The sequence below is a fragment of the Enterobacter sp. MGH 33 genome, from assembly GCF_000534535.1.
Lineage (GTDB): Bacteria > Pseudomonadota > Gammaproteobacteria > Enterobacterales > Enterobacteriaceae > Enterobacter > Enterobacter hormaechei_C.
The window spans coordinates 547,853-564,322 of record NZ_KI973212.1; the positions used below are offsets into that span (position 1 = coordinate 547,853).

At 55.6% G+C, this 16,470-nt stretch carries 16 protein-coding genes; 10 read left to right on the forward strand and 6 right to left on the reverse strand.

Annotated elements, in window-relative coordinates; genetic code table 11:
* Positions 1–92 precede the first annotated feature (92 nt).
* The 3 genes from L379_RS21235 to rluF are packed head-to-tail and all read left to right on the forward strand — an operon-like array spanning position 93 to position 1,630.
* Complete coding sequence (locus L379_RS21235; RefSeq protein ID WP_017382609.1) at positions 93–386, forward strand: type II toxin-antitoxin system CcdA family antitoxin; 294 nt, start codon at positions 93–95, stop codon at positions 384–386.
* The gene (locus L379_RS21230; protein WP_017382610.1) at positions 386–703 is read left to right on the forward strand and encodes a CcdB family protein; all 318 of its coding nucleotides are present in this window, start codon (positions 386–388) and stop codon (positions 701–703) included. Before L379_RS21235 ends, L379_RS21230 begins: the two co-directional genes overlap by 1 nt.
* 54 nt (positions 704–757) lie before the next feature.
* Positions 758–1,630, forward strand: a complete 873-nt coding sequence (gene rluF / locus L379_RS21225) for a 23S rRNA pseudouridine(2604) synthase RluF (protein WP_032652200.1) — start codon at positions 758–760, stop codon at positions 1,628–1,630.
* Here rluF and L379_RS21220 read toward each other — a convergent pair whose 3' ends face one another.
* From L379_RS21220 to lysC, 3 genes are all read right to left on the reverse strand, one after another.
* The gene (locus L379_RS21220; protein WP_017382612.1) at positions 1,631–1,903 is read right to left on the reverse strand and encodes a YjbD family protein; all 273 of its coding nucleotides are present in this window, start codon (positions 1,901–1,903) and stop codon (positions 1,631–1,633) included. It abuts the gene before it with no gap.
* A gap of 50 nt (positions 1,904–1,953) precedes the next feature.
* Entirely contained in the window at positions 1,954–2,898 is a 945-nt protein-coding gene (gene panS, locus L379_RS21215; RefSeq protein WP_015570166.1) for a ketopantoate/pantoate/pantothenate transporter PanS, read from the reverse strand.
* Between the two features lie 93 nt (positions 2,899–2,991).
* The gene (lysC, locus tag L379_RS21210) at positions 2,992–4,341 is read right to left on the reverse strand and encodes a lysine-sensitive aspartokinase 3 (protein ID WP_006810501.1); all 1,350 of its coding nucleotides are present in this window, start codon (positions 4,339–4,341) and stop codon (positions 2,992–2,994) included.
* A 374-nt stretch (positions 4,342–4,715) separates the two neighbouring features.
* On the opposite strand from lysC, the gene pgi reads away from it, so the two are divergent.
* From pgi to psiE, 6 genes are all read left to right on the forward strand, one after another.
* The gene (gene pgi / locus L379_RS21205) at positions 4,716–6,365 is read left to right on the forward strand and encodes a glucose-6-phosphate isomerase (RefSeq protein WP_032652202.1); all 1,650 of its coding nucleotides are present in this window, start codon (positions 4,716–4,718) and stop codon (positions 6,363–6,365) included.
* A 366-nt stretch (positions 6,366–6,731) separates the two neighbouring features.
* Positions 6,732–6,974 (forward strand): exopolysaccharide production protein YjbE, encoded by a 243-nt coding sequence (gene yjbE, locus L379_RS21200; RefSeq protein WP_003860341.1) that lies wholly within the window; start codon positions 6,732–6,734, stop codon positions 6,972–6,974.
* Positions 6,975–7,037: 63 nt separating this feature from the next.
* The gene (locus tag L379_RS21195; protein WP_017382614.1) at positions 7,038–7,676 is read left to right on the forward strand and encodes a YjbF family lipoprotein; all 639 of its coding nucleotides are present in this window, start codon (positions 7,038–7,040) and stop codon (positions 7,674–7,676) included.
* Entirely contained in the window at positions 7,673–8,410 is a 738-nt protein-coding gene (locus tag L379_RS21190) for a capsule biosynthesis GfcC family protein (RefSeq protein ID WP_032652204.1), read from the forward strand. Before L379_RS21195 ends, L379_RS21190 begins: the two co-directional genes overlap by 4 nt.
* Positions 8,410–10,506 carry a YjbH domain-containing protein gene (locus L379_RS21185; RefSeq protein ID WP_032652206.1) on the forward strand — a complete coding sequence of 699 codons (2,097 nt, stop codon included), beginning with the start codon at positions 8,410–8,412 and terminating at the stop codon, positions 10,504–10,506. The genes L379_RS21190 and L379_RS21185 overlap by 1 nt, the downstream gene beginning before the upstream one ends.
* A gap of 178 nt (positions 10,507–10,684) precedes the next feature.
* Complete coding sequence (gene psiE / locus L379_RS21180) at positions 10,685–11,095, forward strand: phosphate-starvation-inducible protein PsiE (protein ID WP_000202963.1); 411 nt, start codon at positions 10,685–10,687, stop codon at positions 11,093–11,095.
* A 97-nt stretch (positions 11,096–11,192) separates the two neighbouring features.
* Here psiE and malG read toward each other — a convergent pair whose 3' ends face one another.
* The 3 genes from malG to malE all read right to left on the reverse strand — a co-directional run bounded on the left by malG (position 11,193) and on the right by malE (position 14,954).
* Positions 11,193–12,083 carry a maltose ABC transporter permease MalG gene (gene malG / locus L379_RS21175; protein ID WP_003860332.1) on the reverse strand — a complete coding sequence of 297 codons (891 nt, stop codon included), beginning with the start codon at positions 12,081–12,083 and terminating at the stop codon, positions 11,193–11,195.
* 14 nt (positions 12,084–12,097) lie between these two features.
* Complete coding sequence (malF, locus tag L379_RS21170; RefSeq protein ID WP_017694723.1) at positions 12,098–13,642, reverse strand: maltose ABC transporter permease MalF; 1,545 nt, start codon at positions 13,640–13,642, stop codon at positions 12,098–12,100.
* 121 nt (positions 13,643–13,763) lie between these two features.
* Positions 13,764–14,954, reverse strand: a complete 1,191-nt coding sequence (gene malE / locus L379_RS21165) for a maltose/maltodextrin ABC transporter substrate-binding protein MalE (RefSeq protein WP_017382618.1) — start codon at positions 14,952–14,954, stop codon at positions 13,764–13,766.
* A 371-nt stretch (positions 14,955–15,325) separates the two neighbouring features.
* Here malE and malK point away from each other — a divergent pair, with 371 nt between their 5' ends.
* The gene (gene malK, locus L379_RS21160; protein WP_003860329.1) at positions 15,326–16,435 is read left to right on the forward strand and encodes a maltose/maltodextrin ABC transporter ATP-binding protein MalK; all 1,110 of its coding nucleotides are present in this window, start codon (positions 15,326–15,328) and stop codon (positions 16,433–16,435) included.
* The last annotated feature ends 35 nt before the right edge of the window (positions 16,436–16,470 follow it).

Consider the following 16,470-nt stretch of genomic DNA (forward strand, 5'->3'; position numbering starts at 1 on the left):
CTGAAAGCGCCTCGCAAAACCCTTTTGTGAGGCGTGACACCTTCTAAAGAGCAATTCATTCTTAAGGCCTTACATTTTTAAGGGAATAGAAAATGCTCGTTTATTACGCTACACTTCGCCAATTCATGCGCATTCCAATGGGGGTTATCATGCGCACTACTAATGGCATTAAAAAATCAGTCAATGTTTCGTTAGCACCAGAAATTCTTGAAGAAGCGCGACGTCTTAAGCTCAATCTCTCTGCTGTACTCACGGCCGCTCTACAGGAGCAGTTTCGTGCGCATCAGCGCGCAGAGTGGTTAGCAGAAAATAAAGCGTCTATAGAGGCCATTAACCAGTGGGTTGATGAAAACGGCTCCTTTAGTGACTTTCAGAGGTCATTCTGATGGAGCAATATTTTGCTTATGCGAATGAAGGTAATGGGAAAAAAGCATATCCATGGCTTATTAATATGCAGCACCCTGTTGCTAATGTGATGAAACATGTACTGGTTGCTCCCGCCGTTGAATTAAGCCAGTTGGGCGGCATTCGTCCGCCTGCGAAAGTGTGCCCTGTCGTTGAAATCGCGGGTAAGTCCTGCGTTGTCATGATGCATATGCTGTCAGGCATCTCTTCAAAAGAGTTAGGTGAACGCGTTGCCGATCTTACTAACAGCAGTGCTTCATTGCGGGATGCACTCGATTTTCTGATCAGCGGTTACTAGGACTTTTTTGTCAGGCGCAAGGTAAGGTATATTTCGCCCTTCACAGGAGAAACTATGCTGCCAACTCAATCAACCCGATTAAACAAATACATTAGCGAGAGCGGGATCTGCTCACGTCGCGAGGCTGACCGTTACATTGAACAAGGTAACGTGTTTCTTAACGGCAAGCGCGCCACCATCGGTGACCAGGTGGTGCCTGGCGATGTGGTGAAAGTGAATGGTCAGGTCATCGAACCGCGTGATGCCGAAGACCTGGTGTTTATCGCGTTGAACAAGCCGGTTGGGATTGTCAGCACTACGGAAGATGGCGAGCGGGACAACATTGTTGATTTCGTGAACCACAGCAGCCGTATCTTCCCGATTGGTCGCCTGGATAAGGACTCTCAGGGGCTGATTTTCCTTACCAACCACGGTGATCTGGTGAACAAAATTCTGCGTGCCGGTAACGACCACGAGAAAGAGTACATTGTTACGGTGAACAAGCCGGTCACGGACGAGTTCATCCGGGGAATGGGCGCAGGCGTGCCGATTCTGGGCACCGTGACGAAGAAGTGTAAAGTCAGAAAAGAGGCGCCGTTTGCATTTCGTATCACGCTGGTGCAGGGCCTGAATCGCCAGATCCGCCGCATGTGCGAGTACTTCGGTTATGAAGTGACGAAGCTGGAACGCACGCGCATCATGAACGTCAGCCTGTCCGGGATCCCGCTGGGCGAGTGGCGTGACTTAACGGATGACGAGCTGATCGAGCTGTTCAAACTTATCGAGAACTCCTCGTCCGAAGCGAAGCCGAAAGCTAAAGTCAAACCGAAAACGCAGGCGATTAAGCGTCCGGTGGTGAAGGCACCGCAGGCGGAAGAGAAAGGGCGGGGCAAGCCGGGCAACGGAAAACGCTTTACCCAGCCGGGGCGCAAAAAGAAAGGGCGCTGATTAGCGCCTTCCACGGGTTGATGTGCTGGCGGACCAGGAAAAAGTCGCCTCTGCATCGGGTTTATACGCCTGCTCTTTTTTCAGCTTGCGGGCTTTTTTCGCCGCGGCATCACGTTGCGCCATCAGTTTATCGATGTACTCTTTTTTAACCTGATTGGTTTCGGCGTTCGTCAGCGTGCGGCCATGCGCGATGCGGGCGCGGTCGAGAAGCGTTTTCAGTTCGCGCTGCTCGGCTTCGGTCATGTCTTTCTGGGTCAAACGTGGTGTAGCCATTGCTGAAGCCTCCTGATGGGGAGGCTTCAGTGTAAAGCAAGCCGGGTCAATTAACCCTGTTTCACCGCATCTTTTTTCGGTTGGTCATCAATCGGCTTACCGGACCAGTATCCTGCTAACAGCGAACCGGACAGGTTGTGCCAGACAGAGAACAGCGCCCCCGGCAGCGCTGCCAGCGGTGAGAAGTAAATTTTACCCAGCGCCGCCGCCAGGCCGGAGTTCTGCATCCCCACTTCGATCGCCAGCGTGCGGCAGGTGGATTCGTCAAAGCCAAACAGCTTTCCGCCCCAGTAACCGCCCAGCAGACCAATAGTGTTATGCAGCACAACCGCGACGATCACCACAAAGCCCACCGAAGCAATGTGCGATGCGGAACCGGCTACCACGGCGCTGATAATGGCCAGTATGCAGACCATCGAAAACGCGGGCAGATACGGCTCAACCGCTTTCACTACCCGCGGGAAGAGATGGTGGATCACCAGCCCCAGCGCAATCGGGATCACCACGATTTGCAGGATGCTGAGCAGCATGCCCATCACGTCCACCTGGATATGCGCGTCCACATACAGGCGGGTTAACAGCGGCGTGGCAATCACGCCCACCAGCGTGGAAACGGACGAGATGGTGACGGAGAGCGCCACGTCGCCTTTCGCCAGATAGATCATGACGTTAGATGCCGTACCGCTGGCTACGCTTCCCACCAGCACCATCCCGGCGGAAAGGTCGGGCGGCATCTTAAAGGCCATCGCCAGCAGCCAGGCCGCGAGCGGCATCACCAGGTAGTGCAGGAAAATCCCTGCGGCAACCGGTGCCGGGCGAGACAGCACGCGTTTGAAATCGTCAATTTTCAGATGCACGCCCATGCCGAACATAATCAGCATCAGCAGCGTGGTGACCCACGGACCAATGCCCGTGAACGTGGCAGGAGTGTAATACGCGAGTACAGAGAGCAGCAGCGCCCATAACGGGAACAGCCGGGTGATAGCGGAGAGCATAGTGAATTCCTTGCAGTATTGTCGTGTTGTTTTGTTATAAAAAAGCCGGGTCTGTGCCCGGCTTATTGATATTGTTTATCGTGCTAACGAATTTTATTCAAACAAATTCTGATGAAGTTTCTGCACGACCTGCTCGGCCTGATCGGCAGGGACCAGGAAGCAGAGGTTGTAGCTGGACGCGCCGTAGCAAATCATGCGGATATTGAACGGGTCGAGCACGCCGAACACCTCTTTGCCCACGCCGCACGCGCGCGACAGCTTATTACCGATGATGGCCACCAGCGCCAGATCTTCTTCCACCTCCACGCGGCACAACTCGGAAAGCTCAATCAGCAGCGACTGCGTCAGCAGGGTGTCGCCGGTAGAGGTGGAGCCGGTGGTGTCGAGCGTCAGCGCGATGCTGACTTCTGACGTGGTGATCAGGTCCACGGAGATATTGTGGCGCGCCAGGATGCCAAACACTTCCGCCAGAAATCCACGGGAGTGCAGCATATTATGGCTGTGCAGGGTAACCAGCGTCTGCTTACGACGCAGGGCCAGCGCGCGGAACAGCGGTGGGTTCTCGGTTTTCTTGCAGACCAGCGTCCCGCCCGCCTTTGGATCTTTACTGGAGCCAACGAAGACCGGAATGTCGCTGCGCACGGCGGGCAGCAGGGTGGCCGGGTGCAGCACTTTCGCGCCGAAAGTCGCCATTTCAGCCGCTTCTTCAAAGGCGATCACGTCAATACGTTTTGCCGCAGAGACCACGCGCGGGTCGGTGGTGTAGATACCCGGCACGTCCGTCCAGATATCCACACGGGTGGCGTGCAGGGCTTCACCCAGCAGGGCGGCGGTGTAGTCGCTACCGCCACGGCCCAGCGTGGTTGTGCGCCCTTTGGCTTCGCTGCCGATAAAGCCCTGGGTGATCACTATGCCTTCATCCAGGCGCGGGGCAAGCTGCTGGTTAGTCAGCTCAGCCAGGGCTTCCACGTCCGGCTCGGCGCGGCCAAAGCGGTCGCTGGTGCGCATCACTTTACGCACGTCGAACCACTGCGCCTGAATATTGCGCTCGCGCATGATCTCAACGAACAGCAGGGTGGACATCAGTTCGCCGTGGCTGACCAGTTCATCGGTCAGTGCGCTGGAGGTGGCCAGCGACGCGGCTTCTGCCAGGGTGGTGATATTTTCCAGCAGGCGTTCCACTTCCTCACGAATGACGTTCGGGTTTTGCAGACGCTCGAGAATGTCGAACTGAATTTTGCGCAGTGCATCCAGCTTCACGAAACGCTCGGTCGCTTCCAGTCCTTCAGACAGGGAAACCAGCAGGTTCGTCACGCCGGCTGAGGCGGAAAGCACCACCAGGCGGGTATTCGGATCGGCCAGCACCACATCGGCGCTGCGGTTCATGGCATCGTAGTCTGCCACACTGGTGCCGCCAAACTTGGCGACCACAAAACTCGTCATAACAACCTCGTGTCAGGGAATGAATAGAGCGACCTTGGCACAAGAATGAAGCGAGAACAGGTGCAGGCGCAAAATACGGCCCTATAAATAAAATGCGGGGGAGGTCCTGTCAATGCTGGGATTATGCGGATTTTTCATGGGGGGGTACCCCTCAGAAACAGGACTTATAACAAGCCCATATTTTATGCTCCTTTTTCCCCCTTTTTGACCAACATTTCGCCACGCCGGAAGGGCGCGACAGCAGCTATACTTTTCGGGTCTTTTCACCTGCGTTTGATGCAGACCAGGGCAATGGCATAAAAACCATCACAATTTTTATTTGCAGGCGCTACAATCGACCGCAGTCACAATTCTCAAATCAGAAGAGTATTGCTATGAAAAACATCAACCCAACGCAGACCGCTGCATGGCAGGCACTACAGAAACATTTTGATGAAATGAAAGACGTCACTATCGCGGATCTGTTCGCGAAAGATGCCGATCGTTTCAGCAAGTTTTCCGCCACCTTCGATGACCTGATGCTGGTGGATTTCTCCAAGAACCGTATCACCGAAGAGACGCTGGCGAAGCTGCAAGATCTGGCGAAAGAGACTGAGCTGGCATATGCCATCAAATCCATGTTCTCCGGTGAGAAAATCAACCGCACCGAAGACCGTGCCGTCCTGCACGTGGCCCTGCGTAACCGTAGCAATACGCCAATTATCGTAGACGGCAAAGATGTGATGCCGGAAGTGAACGCGGTGCTGGAAAAGATGAAAACCTTCTCTGAAGCGATCATCTCAGGTAGCTGGAAAGGCTACACCGGCAAAGCGATCACCGACGTCGTAAACATCGGTATCGGCGGCTCTGACCTCGGCCCGTTCATGGTGACCGAGGCGCTGCGCCCGTACAAAAACCACCTCAACATGCACTTCGTGTCCAACGTCGATGGGACTCACATCGCTGAAGTGCTGAAAAAGGTGAACCCGGAAACCACGCTGTTCCTGGTGGCCTCTAAAACCTTCACCACTCAGGAAACCATGACCAACGCCCACAGCGCGCGCGACTGGTTCCTGAAAACCGCGGGCGACGAAAAGCACGTGGCGAAACACTTTGCGGCGCTGTCCACCAACGGTAAAGCGGTGGGTGAGTTCGGTATTGATACCGCGAACATGTTTGAGTTCTGGGACTGGGTGGGCGGCCGCTACTCACTGTGGTCTGCGATCGGTCTGTCCATCATCCTGTCCGTGGGCTTCGACAACTTCGTTGAACTGCTCTCCGGCGCGCACGCGATGGACAAACACTTCTCCACCACCGCGCCTGAGAAAAACCTGCCGGTACTGCTGGCGCTGATCGGGATCTGGTACAACAACTTCTTCGGCGCTGAAACCGAAGCGATTCTGCCGTACGACCAGTACATGCACCGCTTTGCGGCCTACTTCCAGCAGGGCAACATGGAATCCAACGGCAAGTACGTTGACCGTAACGGCAACGCGGTGGATTACCAGACTGGCCCAATCATCTGGGGCGAGCCGGGCACCAACGGTCAGCACGCGTTCTACCAGCTGATCCACCAGGGCACCAAAATGGTACCGTGCGATTTCATCGCCCCGGCGATCACGCACAACCCGCTGTCCGACCACCATCCGAAGCTGCTGTCTAACTTCTTCGCCCAGACCGAAGCGCTGGCGTTCGGTAAATCCCGCGAGGTGGTTGAGCAGGAATACCGTGACCAGGGTAAAGATCCGGCTACGCTGGAGCACGTTGTGCCGTTTAAAGTGTTCGAAGGCAACCGTCCAACTAACTCCATTCTGCTGCGCGAAATCACGCCGTTCAGCCTGGGTGCGCTGATTGCCCTCTACGAGCACAAAATCTTCACTCAGGGCGCTATTCTGAACATCTTCACCTTTGACCAGTGGGGCGTTGAGCTGGGCAAACAGCTGGCAAACCGCATTCTGCCAGAGCTGGGTGACGATAAAGCGATCGACAGCCACGACAGCTCCACCAATGGTCTGATTAACCGTTATAAAGCCTGGCGTGCGTAATAAATATGTCATGAACAATGCCGGCGATATGCCGGCATTTTTTTATCGGATAATTCCTGATGTCTGTTAGTTATCTCAAATTCTGAATCTGAGTTTAATCCGAAAAAGACGGTAACCCCGTTAATTGCTGAGGTTTATTTTAAGAAAATACGGAGTGATATTTTAATGTTCTTATATTATAAATTGTTGATTTATAGTGATTATATATTTCCTTGATTCTTTTTTCCTTCCATTTTTAACCATTAGTCTGAAAACCTCATCCCTATTTACCCCCACGGTAAACCCACTGCTTTAGTTGTGTATACTCGAATCCGCCTGAATTTCTTTTCGGGCAAATCTCCATTCATTCATTGAAGGGAAATTGTTATGAAGAAAGTACTGTATGGCATTTTTGCCATATCTGCGCTTGCGGCGACGTCTGTCTATGCAGCTCCGGTCCAGGTCGGGGAAGCAGCAGGGTCGGCAGCGACGTCTGCGTCTGCGGGGAGTTCTACCGCAGCCAGCACCAGCGCCGTAAGTTCAGCCGTGGGTGTCGCGCTGGCGGCAACCGGTGGCGGTGATGGCTCCAATACCGGAACCACGACCACTACGACGACCAGCACCCAGTAATAACGGGTGTTTTAATCATAACCACACTTCGGTGTGGTTATTTCGCCCCTTCGGAGAAGAGTCGTGAAGCGACCTGCAATCATCCTGATTTGCCTGCTGTTGCAGGCGTGCTCAGCTACCACCAAAGGGCTGGGCCACTCACTGTGGGACAGCATGTTCGGCACGCCGGGCGTGCATCTGACCGATGACGAACTTCAGAACATGCCGTATGCCAGCCAGTACATGCAGCTAAACGATGGTCCGCAACTGTTTGTGGTGCTCGCTTTCGATGAAAACGGGCAGCAGAAATGGGTGACGCAGGATCAGGCCACCATCGTGACGCAGCATTCCCGCATCGTGAAAACGTTGCTCGGCGGCGACAACCTGCTTGAGGTGAACAACCTGGCTGAAGATCCGCTCATCAAGCCGAATCAGATCGTCGATGGCGCAAGCTGGACGCGCACGATGGGCTGGACCGAGCATAAACAGGTGCGCTACGCCACGGCCCGCTCCACCTTCCGCTGGGACGGTACGGACAGTGTCAAAGTGGGCAGCGACGAAACGCAGGTGCGCGTGCTGGATGAAGAAGTGACAACCGATCAGGCCACCTGGCATAACCGCTTCTGGGTGGACGAAGAGGGGCAAATCCGCCAGTCCTTACAGTATCTCGGTGCCGGTTTCTTCCCGGTGAAGGCCACCCTGATCAAGGCGGCGAAATCATGAAAATGTTCATCCACATTGCGCTTCTCGCCAGCCTGACCTCGCCGCTGGCGTGGTCTGCGGGAACGGTACAGGTCTACACCCCGGACAGCGAAAAACCTAAAACCTTAACCAATGCCGGGCATCTGCTCGATCTGGTGGGGCAGCCGAGGCTGGCGAAAAGCTGGTGGACCGGGGCGGTGATCAGCGAGCGTCAGGCGACGATCGTAGCGGAACAAAAACATCAGGCGCTGCTCGCCCGACTAAGCGGGCTGGCACAACAGGAAGATACCGACGATGCCGCTGCCATTACTAGCCTGCGTCAGCAGCTTCAGGCGGTTAAGGTGACGGGGCGCCAGAAGGTGAATCTGGATCCGGATGAGGTGCGCGTTGCGGAAAACGGCAATCCGTCGCTGGAAGGGGACTATACCCTGTGGCTTCCGGCTCAGCCTTCCACCGTCACCATGATGGGGCTTCTCAGCAGCCCTGGCAAAAAGCCGTTTACGCCGGGCCGGGACGTGGCGAGCTATCTCGACGAGCAAAGTCTGCTCAGCGGAGCGGATAACAGCTATGCCTGGGTGGTCTATCCGGACGGGCATACGCAGAAAGCGCCAGTGGCTTACTGGAATAAACGCCATATCGAACCTATGCCAGGCAGCATCATTTTTGTCGGTTTTGCCGACCATTTCTGGACGAAAGCGTATGACGGGCTTAATGCCGATATCCTTCGCTCCCTGATACAGCGGATACCGGAATAATGAAAAAAACCTATCTCTACAGCATGCTTGCACTGTGCGTGAGTTCCGCCTGTCATGCAGAAACGTATCCGGCACCCATCGGCCCGTCGCAGTCCGATTTTGGCGGCGTGGGCTTACTGCAAACCCCAACCGCGCGTATGGCCCGCGAGGGGGAAATCAGCCTTAACTATCGCGATAACGATCAGTACCGTTACTACTCTGCGTCCGTGCAGCTGTTCCCCTGGCTGGAGACCACGCTGCGCTACACCGACGTGCGTACAAAACAGTACAGCAGCGTGGATGCCTTCTCCGGCGACCAGACTTATAAAGACAAAGCTTTCGACGTGAAGCTGCGCCTGTGGGAAGAGAGCTACTGGATGCCGCAGGTCTCCGTTGGTGCGAAGGATATCGGCGGGACCGGCCTGTTTGACGCGGAATACATCGTGGCCAGCAAAGCCTGGGGACCGTTTGATTTCTCACTCGGTCTGGGATGGGGCTATCTCGGCACCAGCGGCAACGTCAAAAATCCGTTCTGTACCTACAGCGATAAATACTGCTACCGCGATAACAGCTACCAGAAAGCGGGCTCCATCAACGGGGACCAGATGTTCCACGGCCCGGCCTCGCTGTTTGGCGGCGTGGAGTATCAAACACCGTGGCAGCCGTTACGTCTGAAGCTGGAGTACGAAGGAAACGACTACTCGCAGGACTTCGCCGGGAAAATTGAGCAAAAGAGCAAGTTTAACGTCGGCGCCATTTACCGCGTCACCGACTGGGCCGACGTTAACCTCAGCTATGAGCGCGGTAATACCCTAATGTTTGGCTTTACCCTGCGCACTAACTTTAACGACATGCGGCCGCACTACAATGACAACCCGCGGCCAAAATATCAGCCGGAGCCGCAGGATGCGATCATTCAGCACTCCGTGGTAGCGAATCAGCTGACGCTGCTGAAATATAACGCGGGCCTGGCGGATCCAAAGATCCAGACCAAAGGCGATACGCTGTACGTCACCGGCGAGCAGGTAAAATACCGAGACTCCCGCGAAGGGATCGAGCGCGCCAACCGGATCGTCATGAACGATCTGCCGGAGGGGATCCGCACGATCCGCGTGACGGAGAACCGCCTCAACCTGCCGCAGGTCACAACCGAAACCGATGTTGCCAGCCTTAAGCGTCATCTTGAAGGCGAACCGCTGGGACATGAAACCGAGCTGGTACAAAAACGCGTTGAGCCGGTGGTGCCAGAGAGCACCGAGCAGGGCTGGTATATCGATAAATCCCGCTTCGATTTCCATATCGATCCGGTGCTGAACCAGTCCGTGGGTGGGCCGGAAAACTTCTACATGTATCAGCTGGGGGCGATGGCGACGGCGGATCTGTGGGTGACCGACCACCTGTTGACCACCGGTAGTCTGTTCGGCAACATTGCTAACAACTACGACAAATTTAACTACACCAACCCGCCGAACGATTCAAAACTGCCGCGCGTGCGTACCCGCGTTCGCGAATATGTGCAGAACGATATCTACGTGAATAACCTCCAGGCCAACTACTTCCAGTACTTCGGCAACGGCTTCTACGGCCAGGTTTACGGTGGCTATCTGGAAACCATGTTCGGCGGCGCCGGGGCAGAAGTGCTTTATCGTCCTGTCGACAGCAACTGGGCGTTTGGGATTGATGCTAACTACGTGAAACAGCGTGACTGGCGCAGCGCGCAGGACATGATGAAGTTCACCGACTACAGCGTCAAAACCGGCCACCTGACCGCCTACTGGACGCCGTCGTTCGCGCAGGACGTGCTGGTGAAAGCCAGCGTCGGCCAGTATCTGGCGGGTGATAAGGGCGGCACGCTGGATATCTCCAAACACTTCGACAGCGGCGTGGTGGTGGGCGGCTATGCCACCATCACCAACGTTTCGCCAGACGAGTACGGGGAAGGGGACTTCACCAAAGGGGTGTACGTGTCGATTCCGCTGGATCTGTTCTCATCAGGCCCAACCCGCAGCCGTGCGGCAGTGGGCTGGACGCCGCTGACGCGCGACGGCGGTCAGCAGCTTGGACGTAAATTCCAGCTGTATGATATGACCAGCGATAAGAACATTAACTTCCGCTGATGCTTATTTGCCCGGTGGCGCTGCGCTTACCGGGTCTACGAGAGTGTTTTTGTAGGCCGGGCAAACGCAGTGCCGCCCGGCAAGAATGTTCATCTGGACAAAACATAAACAAAAAATATAGATCCCCGTCACATTTTTGCGTTATACAGGAACCTCGCCCTGGAGAATGAGGTGCTGTATGACATCCCTGACTCGTCCGCGCGTTGAGTTTATCTCAACGATACTCCAGACCGTGCTGAACCTCGGTCTGCTGAGCCTTGGCCTGATCCTGGTCGTTTTTCTGGGTAAAGAGACGGTGCATCTGGCGGATGTGCTGTTCGCCCCTGAGCAAACCAGCAAATACGCGCTGGTGGAAGGCCTGGTGGTCTACTTTCTCTACTTTGAATTTATCGCCCTGATTGTGAAGTACTTTCAGTCCGGCTTTCACTTCCCGCTGCGCTATTTTGTGTACATTGGCATCACCGCCATTGTGCGGCTGATCATCGTCGATCATAAATCCCCGCTCGACGTGCTGATCTACTCGGCGGCGATCCTGCTGCTGGTGATCACCCTCTGGCTGTGCAACTCGAAGCGGCTGAAACGCGAATAAAAAAAATGGCGGCCCGGAGGCCGCCGAATAACAGTCACAAGTTGGTTCAATACAATACGTCTAAAGTTGAGGGTTGCAGTGGCATAACAAATGAAACTTAACCTTTCACACCGCCCGCCGTCAGGCCGTTGACCAGCCAGCGCTGGGCCAGCAGGAACACCACGGTAATCGGGATGGCAGAGAGGACGGCCGCCGCGGCAAAGTCGCCCCACAGGTAGTTTTGCGGGTTGAGGTACTGCTGCATACCGACGGCAAGGGTGTAGCTGTTCACATCGCGCAGTAGCAGTGAGGCGACCGGGACTTCGGTGATGGCGGCGATAAACGACAGGATAAACACCACCGCCAGAATCGGCACCGACAGCGGCAGCAGCACCAGACGGAACGCCTGCCACGGTGTCGCCCCATCCAGCGCCGCCGCTTCTTCCAGCGAGCCGTCGATGGTTTCGAAATAGCCTTTGATGGTCCACACATGAAGGGCGATGCCGCCAAGATAGGCGAAGATCACGCCGCCGTGAGTGTTCAGGCCGATGAACGGCACATACTGCCCAAGACGGTCAAACAGGGCATACAACGCCACCAGCGACAGCACGGCCGGGAACATCTGGAAAATCAGCATCCCTTTCAGCAGCGTCGCTTTGCCCGGGAAACGCATACGGGCGAAGGCGTAAGCGCAGGTGGTGGAGAGCGTCACGATGCCGATCGCAGTGATGGTCGCCACCTTCACCGAGTTCCATAGCCACAGCAGCACCGGGAACGGCGGCGGCGTGACGCGGCCATCCGCATGTTCCACGCTGAAGCCCAGCGCGAGCTTCCAGTGCTCCCAGGAGATTTCGTCCGGGATCAGGCTCCCGGTGGCGAAGTTCCCCGAGCGCAGGGAGATGGCGATAACCATCAGCAGCGGGAACATGATCGCTGCGATGAAAATCAGCAGGCCTAAGTGCGTCGCGAGGAGGCGCAGTTTCTGAGATTTGGGTTGTACCATTGCCATGATCAGTGCCCTCCTTAGTCAAATTTCATACGTGTGGCTTTCAGGTTCACAATCGCCAGGGCGCCCACCAGCAGGAAGATCAGGGTGGCAATCGCCGCCGCCAGGCCGAAGTCCTGACCGCCGCCGCCCTCGAAGGCGATGCGGTAGGTGTAGCTCACGAGCAGGTCGGTATAGCCTGCCGGCGTGGTGGTGCCGAGACGGTCCGGGCCACCGTTGGTCAACAGCTGAATCAGCACGAAGTTGTTAAAGTTAAAGGCGAAGCTGGCGATCATCAGCGGCGTAAGCGGCTTAATGAGCAGCGGCAGGGTAATTTTGAAGAAGTTCTGGAACGGACCCGCGCCGTCCATCGCCGAGGCTTCGTAAAGGTCGTCCGGGATAGCCTTCAGCAGCCCCATGCACAGGATCATCATGTATGGATAACCGAGCCAGGTGTTCACGATGATAATCATCGAGCGAGCGGTGGTTGGGTCGCTGAACCAGGCCGGTTTGATACCGAACAGCGCGCTCAGCATCATGTTGATTTCACCGAAGCTCTGGTTAAACAGCCCTTTGAAAATCAGAATCGAGATAAACGACGGCACGGCGTAGGGCAGAATCAGCAGCACGCGGTAAATCGCTTTGCCTTTCAGGGACTCCCACTGCACGAGGCAGGCCAGCACCATGCCTACGGCCACGGTCAGGATCACGGTTAGCACCGAGAAGACCACCGTCCAGACGAAGATGGCGAAGAACGGTTTCTGGATGCCTTCGTCGGTAAATACGCGGGTGAAGTTGTCCCAGCCGATGGTGACGGTATAGCCCGGGCTGAGTTTGTCGTCGCCCCAGCTGCCGTCGGCATTCACCGACTGATAGAAACCGATATCGTTGTTCGGACGGTACTTCACGCCGCTCTGGTTGTTGGTCAGCGTGCCGTCATCCGCCAGAGTATAAAGCGGCTGCGTGCCGGAGAACTGGCGCAGCGAGCTCATGGTCACTTTGCTTTCGTCTGGCAGCACGGCGGTGAGCTGGGTCAGCGCCTGACGATTCTGGGTAATGATACGCAGGTTCGCACGTTCACCTTCCGGCAGGGCCGCAGCCTCTTTTAAGGCCAGCTTCTGCTCGCCGCCAAATTTGAACGCGTCGGAAAGATAGGTTTTGCCGCTCTCACCGTCAGTGAGCGCTAACTTCCACTCGTCACCCGTGGGATACAGGCCGAAGTTAAAGGTTTTACCCGCCTGGTAAGAACGATCCAGAAGCACCTGGGTGGCACGCTCCTGCGCGAGCTGGTTGGTGCTGCTGTAGTTGGTAAAGGCAATCGCGATGGTGCAGATCAGCGGAAAGAGGACAAACAGCCCCATCCCGGCAACGCCCGGGTAGACATAGCGCCAGGCGTACGCTTTACGGTTGGCGAAAATATACAGGCCAACCGAGCTTAAAATCAGCGTCATGATGGCAAACAGGTATTCCCCTTGCACGTACATTAAAACAACAAGGTAACCCACCAGCAGACACAGCAGACCTATCACTGACCACTTCAGTGCGTCGCTTTGCCACCAGTGTTTCTTTTTAATGACATCCATGGGGTTCTTCCTCTACAACGGTGGAAACTTATCGTCAGGTGGCGCTGCGCTTACCTGACCTACGGATCGTGCCGTAGTCGTAGGGCGGGTAAGCGCACGCGCCACCCGCCGTTTTTCAGACTTACTTAGTAATACGGCCCTGAGCATCTTTCAGTGCGGCATCGACAGTCTGGCGACCGCTTGCAGCGTTGATGACCGCGGTACGGGTGGCGTACCAGAACGCAGCCATCTGTGGGATGTTCGGCATGATTTCGCCTTTCTGGGCGTTATCCATGGTGGCCGCAATACGCGGATCTTTCGCCAGCTGATCCTGGAAGGATTTCAGCGCAACGGCGCCCAGCGGCTTGTCCTTGTTCACTTCATCCAGACCCTGATCGGTCAGCAGGTAGTTTTCGAGGAACTCTTTCGCCAGCTCTTTGTTCGGGCTGGCGGCGTTGATGCCTGCGCTTAGCACGCCCACGAACGGTTTAGACGGCTTGCCGTTGAAGGTTGGCAGCAGGGTCACGCCGTAGTTGATTTTGCTCTTGTCGATGTTGGTCCAGGCCCACGGACCATTGATGGTCATCGCGGTTTCGCCTTTGTTGAACGCCGCTTCCGCGATGGAGTAGTCGGTATCCGCATTCATGTGTTTGTTCTTGATGAGGTCAACCAGGAAGGTCAGACCCGCTTTCGCGCCTGCGTTGTCCACGCCCACGTCTTTCACGTCATATTTGCCGTTTTCAAACTTGAACGCGTAACCGCCGTCGGCAGCAATCAGCGGCCAGGTGAAGTACGGCTCTTGCAGGTTGAACATCAGGGCGGATTTACCTTTCGCCTTCAGCTCTTTATCCAGAGCAGGGATCTCTTCCCAGGTCTTCGGCGGGTTTGGCACCAGGTCTTTGTTGTAAATCAGAGACAGCGCTTCAACCGCGATTGGGTAAGCGATCAGCTTGCCGTTATAGCGAACGGCGTCCCAGGTGAACGGGAACAGTTTGTCCTGGAAGGCTTTGTCTGGCGTAACTTCTGCCAGCAGGCCAGACTGCGCGTAGCCCCCGAAACGGTCATGCGCCCAGAAGATAATGTCCGGACCATCGCCAGTTGCCGCAACCTGCGGGAACTTCTCTTCCAGTTTGTCCGGGTGTTCTACGGTGACTTTGATACCGGTGTCTTTCTCGAATTTTTTGCCCACTTCGGCCAGACCGTTATAGCCCTTGTCGCCGTTAATCCAGATAACCAGCTTACCTTCTTCAATTTTGGCGAGAGCCGGTGCGGAAATCATCATTGCTGCGAGGGCGGACAATGCGAAAACGCGTGCGCCAGTCTTGATCTTCATATCTGCCATCCTTTATTGGTGATGTGCTCGTGGATACATAAGGTGGTTCAACGTGACTCAGTCTCCTTATTTGACATCCTCTTTCCATCCTCCCAGTCCCTACGCCCCACCCCCTGTTTGTGTGATCCCTGTAACATAAATTTAAGTTATGAGTGCTGGCGCACATAAAAACCCACTGAATTTTGCAGGCCGCTTCACGATTTTCGCCTCAGCCCCTCCGCTGCGGTCGCAGAGCCTGCTCTCTCATCCTCCCGCCTCCTCCCCCATAAAAAAGCCGGGGGGTGGAGGATTCACGAAAGTAATGGAACACGCATAGTGAACTTATCTTGAATGTTTCTGTCGGTGACAGGTTGTAACGAAGGGAGAAGGGCATGGCGAGCGTACAGCTGCGTAATGTAACGAAAGCCTGGGGCGACGTTGTGGTGTCAAAAGACATCAATCTGGACATCCACGAAGGTGAGTTTGTGGTGTTCGTGGGTCCATCAGGCTGTGGTAAATCGACTCTGCTGCGTATGATTGCCGGTCTTGAAACCATCACCAGTGGCGATTTATTTATTGGTGATACCCGAATGAACGACATCCCGCCAGCTGAACGCGGCGTGGGCATGGTGTTCCAGTCTTATGCCCTTTATCCGCATCTTTCCGTTGCCGAGAACATGTCCTTTGGCCTGAAGCTGGCCGGCGCGAAAAAAGAGACCATTAACCAGCGCGTCACCCAGGTGGCGGAAGTGCTCCAGCTGGCACATCTGCTGGAGCGTAAACCGAAGGCGCTCTCCGGTGGTCAGCGTCAGCGTGTGGCCATTGGCCGTACGCTGGTGGCCGAGCCGCGCGTGTTCCTGCTCGATGAACCGCTTTCTAACCTGGATGCCGCCCTGCGCGTCCAGATGCGTATCGAAATCTCCCGTCTGCACAAACGCCTTGGACGCACGATGATTTACGTCACCCACGATCAGGTCGAAGCGATGACGCTGGCCGACAAAATCGTGGTGCTGGACGCCGGTCGCGTGGCGCAGGTGGGCAAACCGCTGGAGCTGTATCACTACCCGGCAGACCGCTTTGTTGCGGGCTTCATTGGCTCGCCAAAGATGAACTTCCTGCCCGTAAAAGTGACCGCGACGGCAATCGAACAGGTACAGGTGGAGCTGCCAAACCGTCAGCAAGTCTGGCTGCCGGTCGACAGCGCCAACGTACAGGTGGGGGCCAATATGTCCCTCGGTATCCGCCCTGAGCATTTACTGCCGAGCCACATCGCTGATGTGACGCTGGAAGGTGAAGTTCAGGTCGTCGAACAGCTTGGTCACGAAACACAGATTCATATCCAGATCCCCGCCATCCGTCAGAACCTGGTCTACCGCCAGAATGACGTGGTGTTGGTAGAAGAGGGTGCCACATTCGCTATCGGTTTGCCGCCAGAGCGTTGCCATCTGTTCCGTGAGGATGGCACTGCATGTCGTCGGTTGCACAAAGAGCCAGGCGTTTAAGCATTCCAATTACAAAGAAAAGCAATGATCTCAGG

Coding starts and splice junctions, on each gene's coding strand:
- malE (WP_017382618.1), bottom strand. CDS start 14,954: ATGAAGATCAAGACTGGCGCACGCGTTTTCGCATTGTCCGCCCTCGCA.
- yjbE (WP_003860341.1), top strand. CDS start 6,732: ATGAAGAAAGTACTGTATGGCATTTTTGCCATATCTGCGCTTGCGGCG.
- L379_RS21185 (WP_032652206.1), top strand. CDS start 8,410: ATGAAAAAAACCTATCTCTACAGCATGCTTGCACTGTGCGTGAGTTCC.
- L379_RS21230 (WP_017382610.1), top strand. CDS start 386: ATGGAGCAATATTTTGCTTATGCGAATGAAGGTAATGGGAAAAAAGCA.
- rluF (WP_032652200.1), top strand. CDS start 758: ATGCTGCCAACTCAATCAACCCGATTAAACAAATACATTAGCGAGAGC.
- lysC (WP_006810501.1), bottom strand. CDS start 4,341: ATGACGAGTTTTGTGGTCGCCAAGTTTGGCGGCACCAGTGTGGCAGAC.
- pgi (WP_032652202.1), top strand. CDS start 4,716: ATGAAAAACATCAACCCAACGCAGACCGCTGCATGGCAGGCACTACAG.
- L379_RS21190 (WP_032652204.1), top strand. CDS start 7,673: ATGAAAATGTTCATCCACATTGCGCTTCTCGCCAGCCTGACCTCGCCG.
- psiE (WP_000202963.1), top strand. CDS start 10,685: ATGACATCCCTGACTCGTCCGCGCGTTGAGTTTATCTCAACGATACTC.
- malF (WP_017694723.1), bottom strand. CDS start 13,642: ATGGATGTCATTAAAAAGAAACACTGGTGGCAAAGCGACGCACTGAAG.
- L379_RS21235 (WP_017382609.1), top strand. CDS start 93: ATGCTCGTTTATTACGCTACACTTCGCCAATTCATGCGCATTCCAATG.
- panS (WP_015570166.1), bottom strand. CDS start 2,898: ATGCTCTCCGCTATCACCCGGCTGTTCCCGTTATGGGCGCTGCTGCTC.
- L379_RS21220 (WP_017382612.1), bottom strand. CDS start 1,903: ATGGCTACACCACGTTTGACCCAGAAAGACATGACCGAAGCCGAGCAG.
- malK (WP_003860329.1), top strand. CDS start 15,326: ATGGCGAGCGTACAGCTGCGTAATGTAACGAAAGCCTGGGGCGACGTT.
- malG (WP_003860332.1), bottom strand. CDS start 12,083: ATGGCAATGGTACAACCCAAATCTCAGAAACTGCGCCTCCTCGCGACG.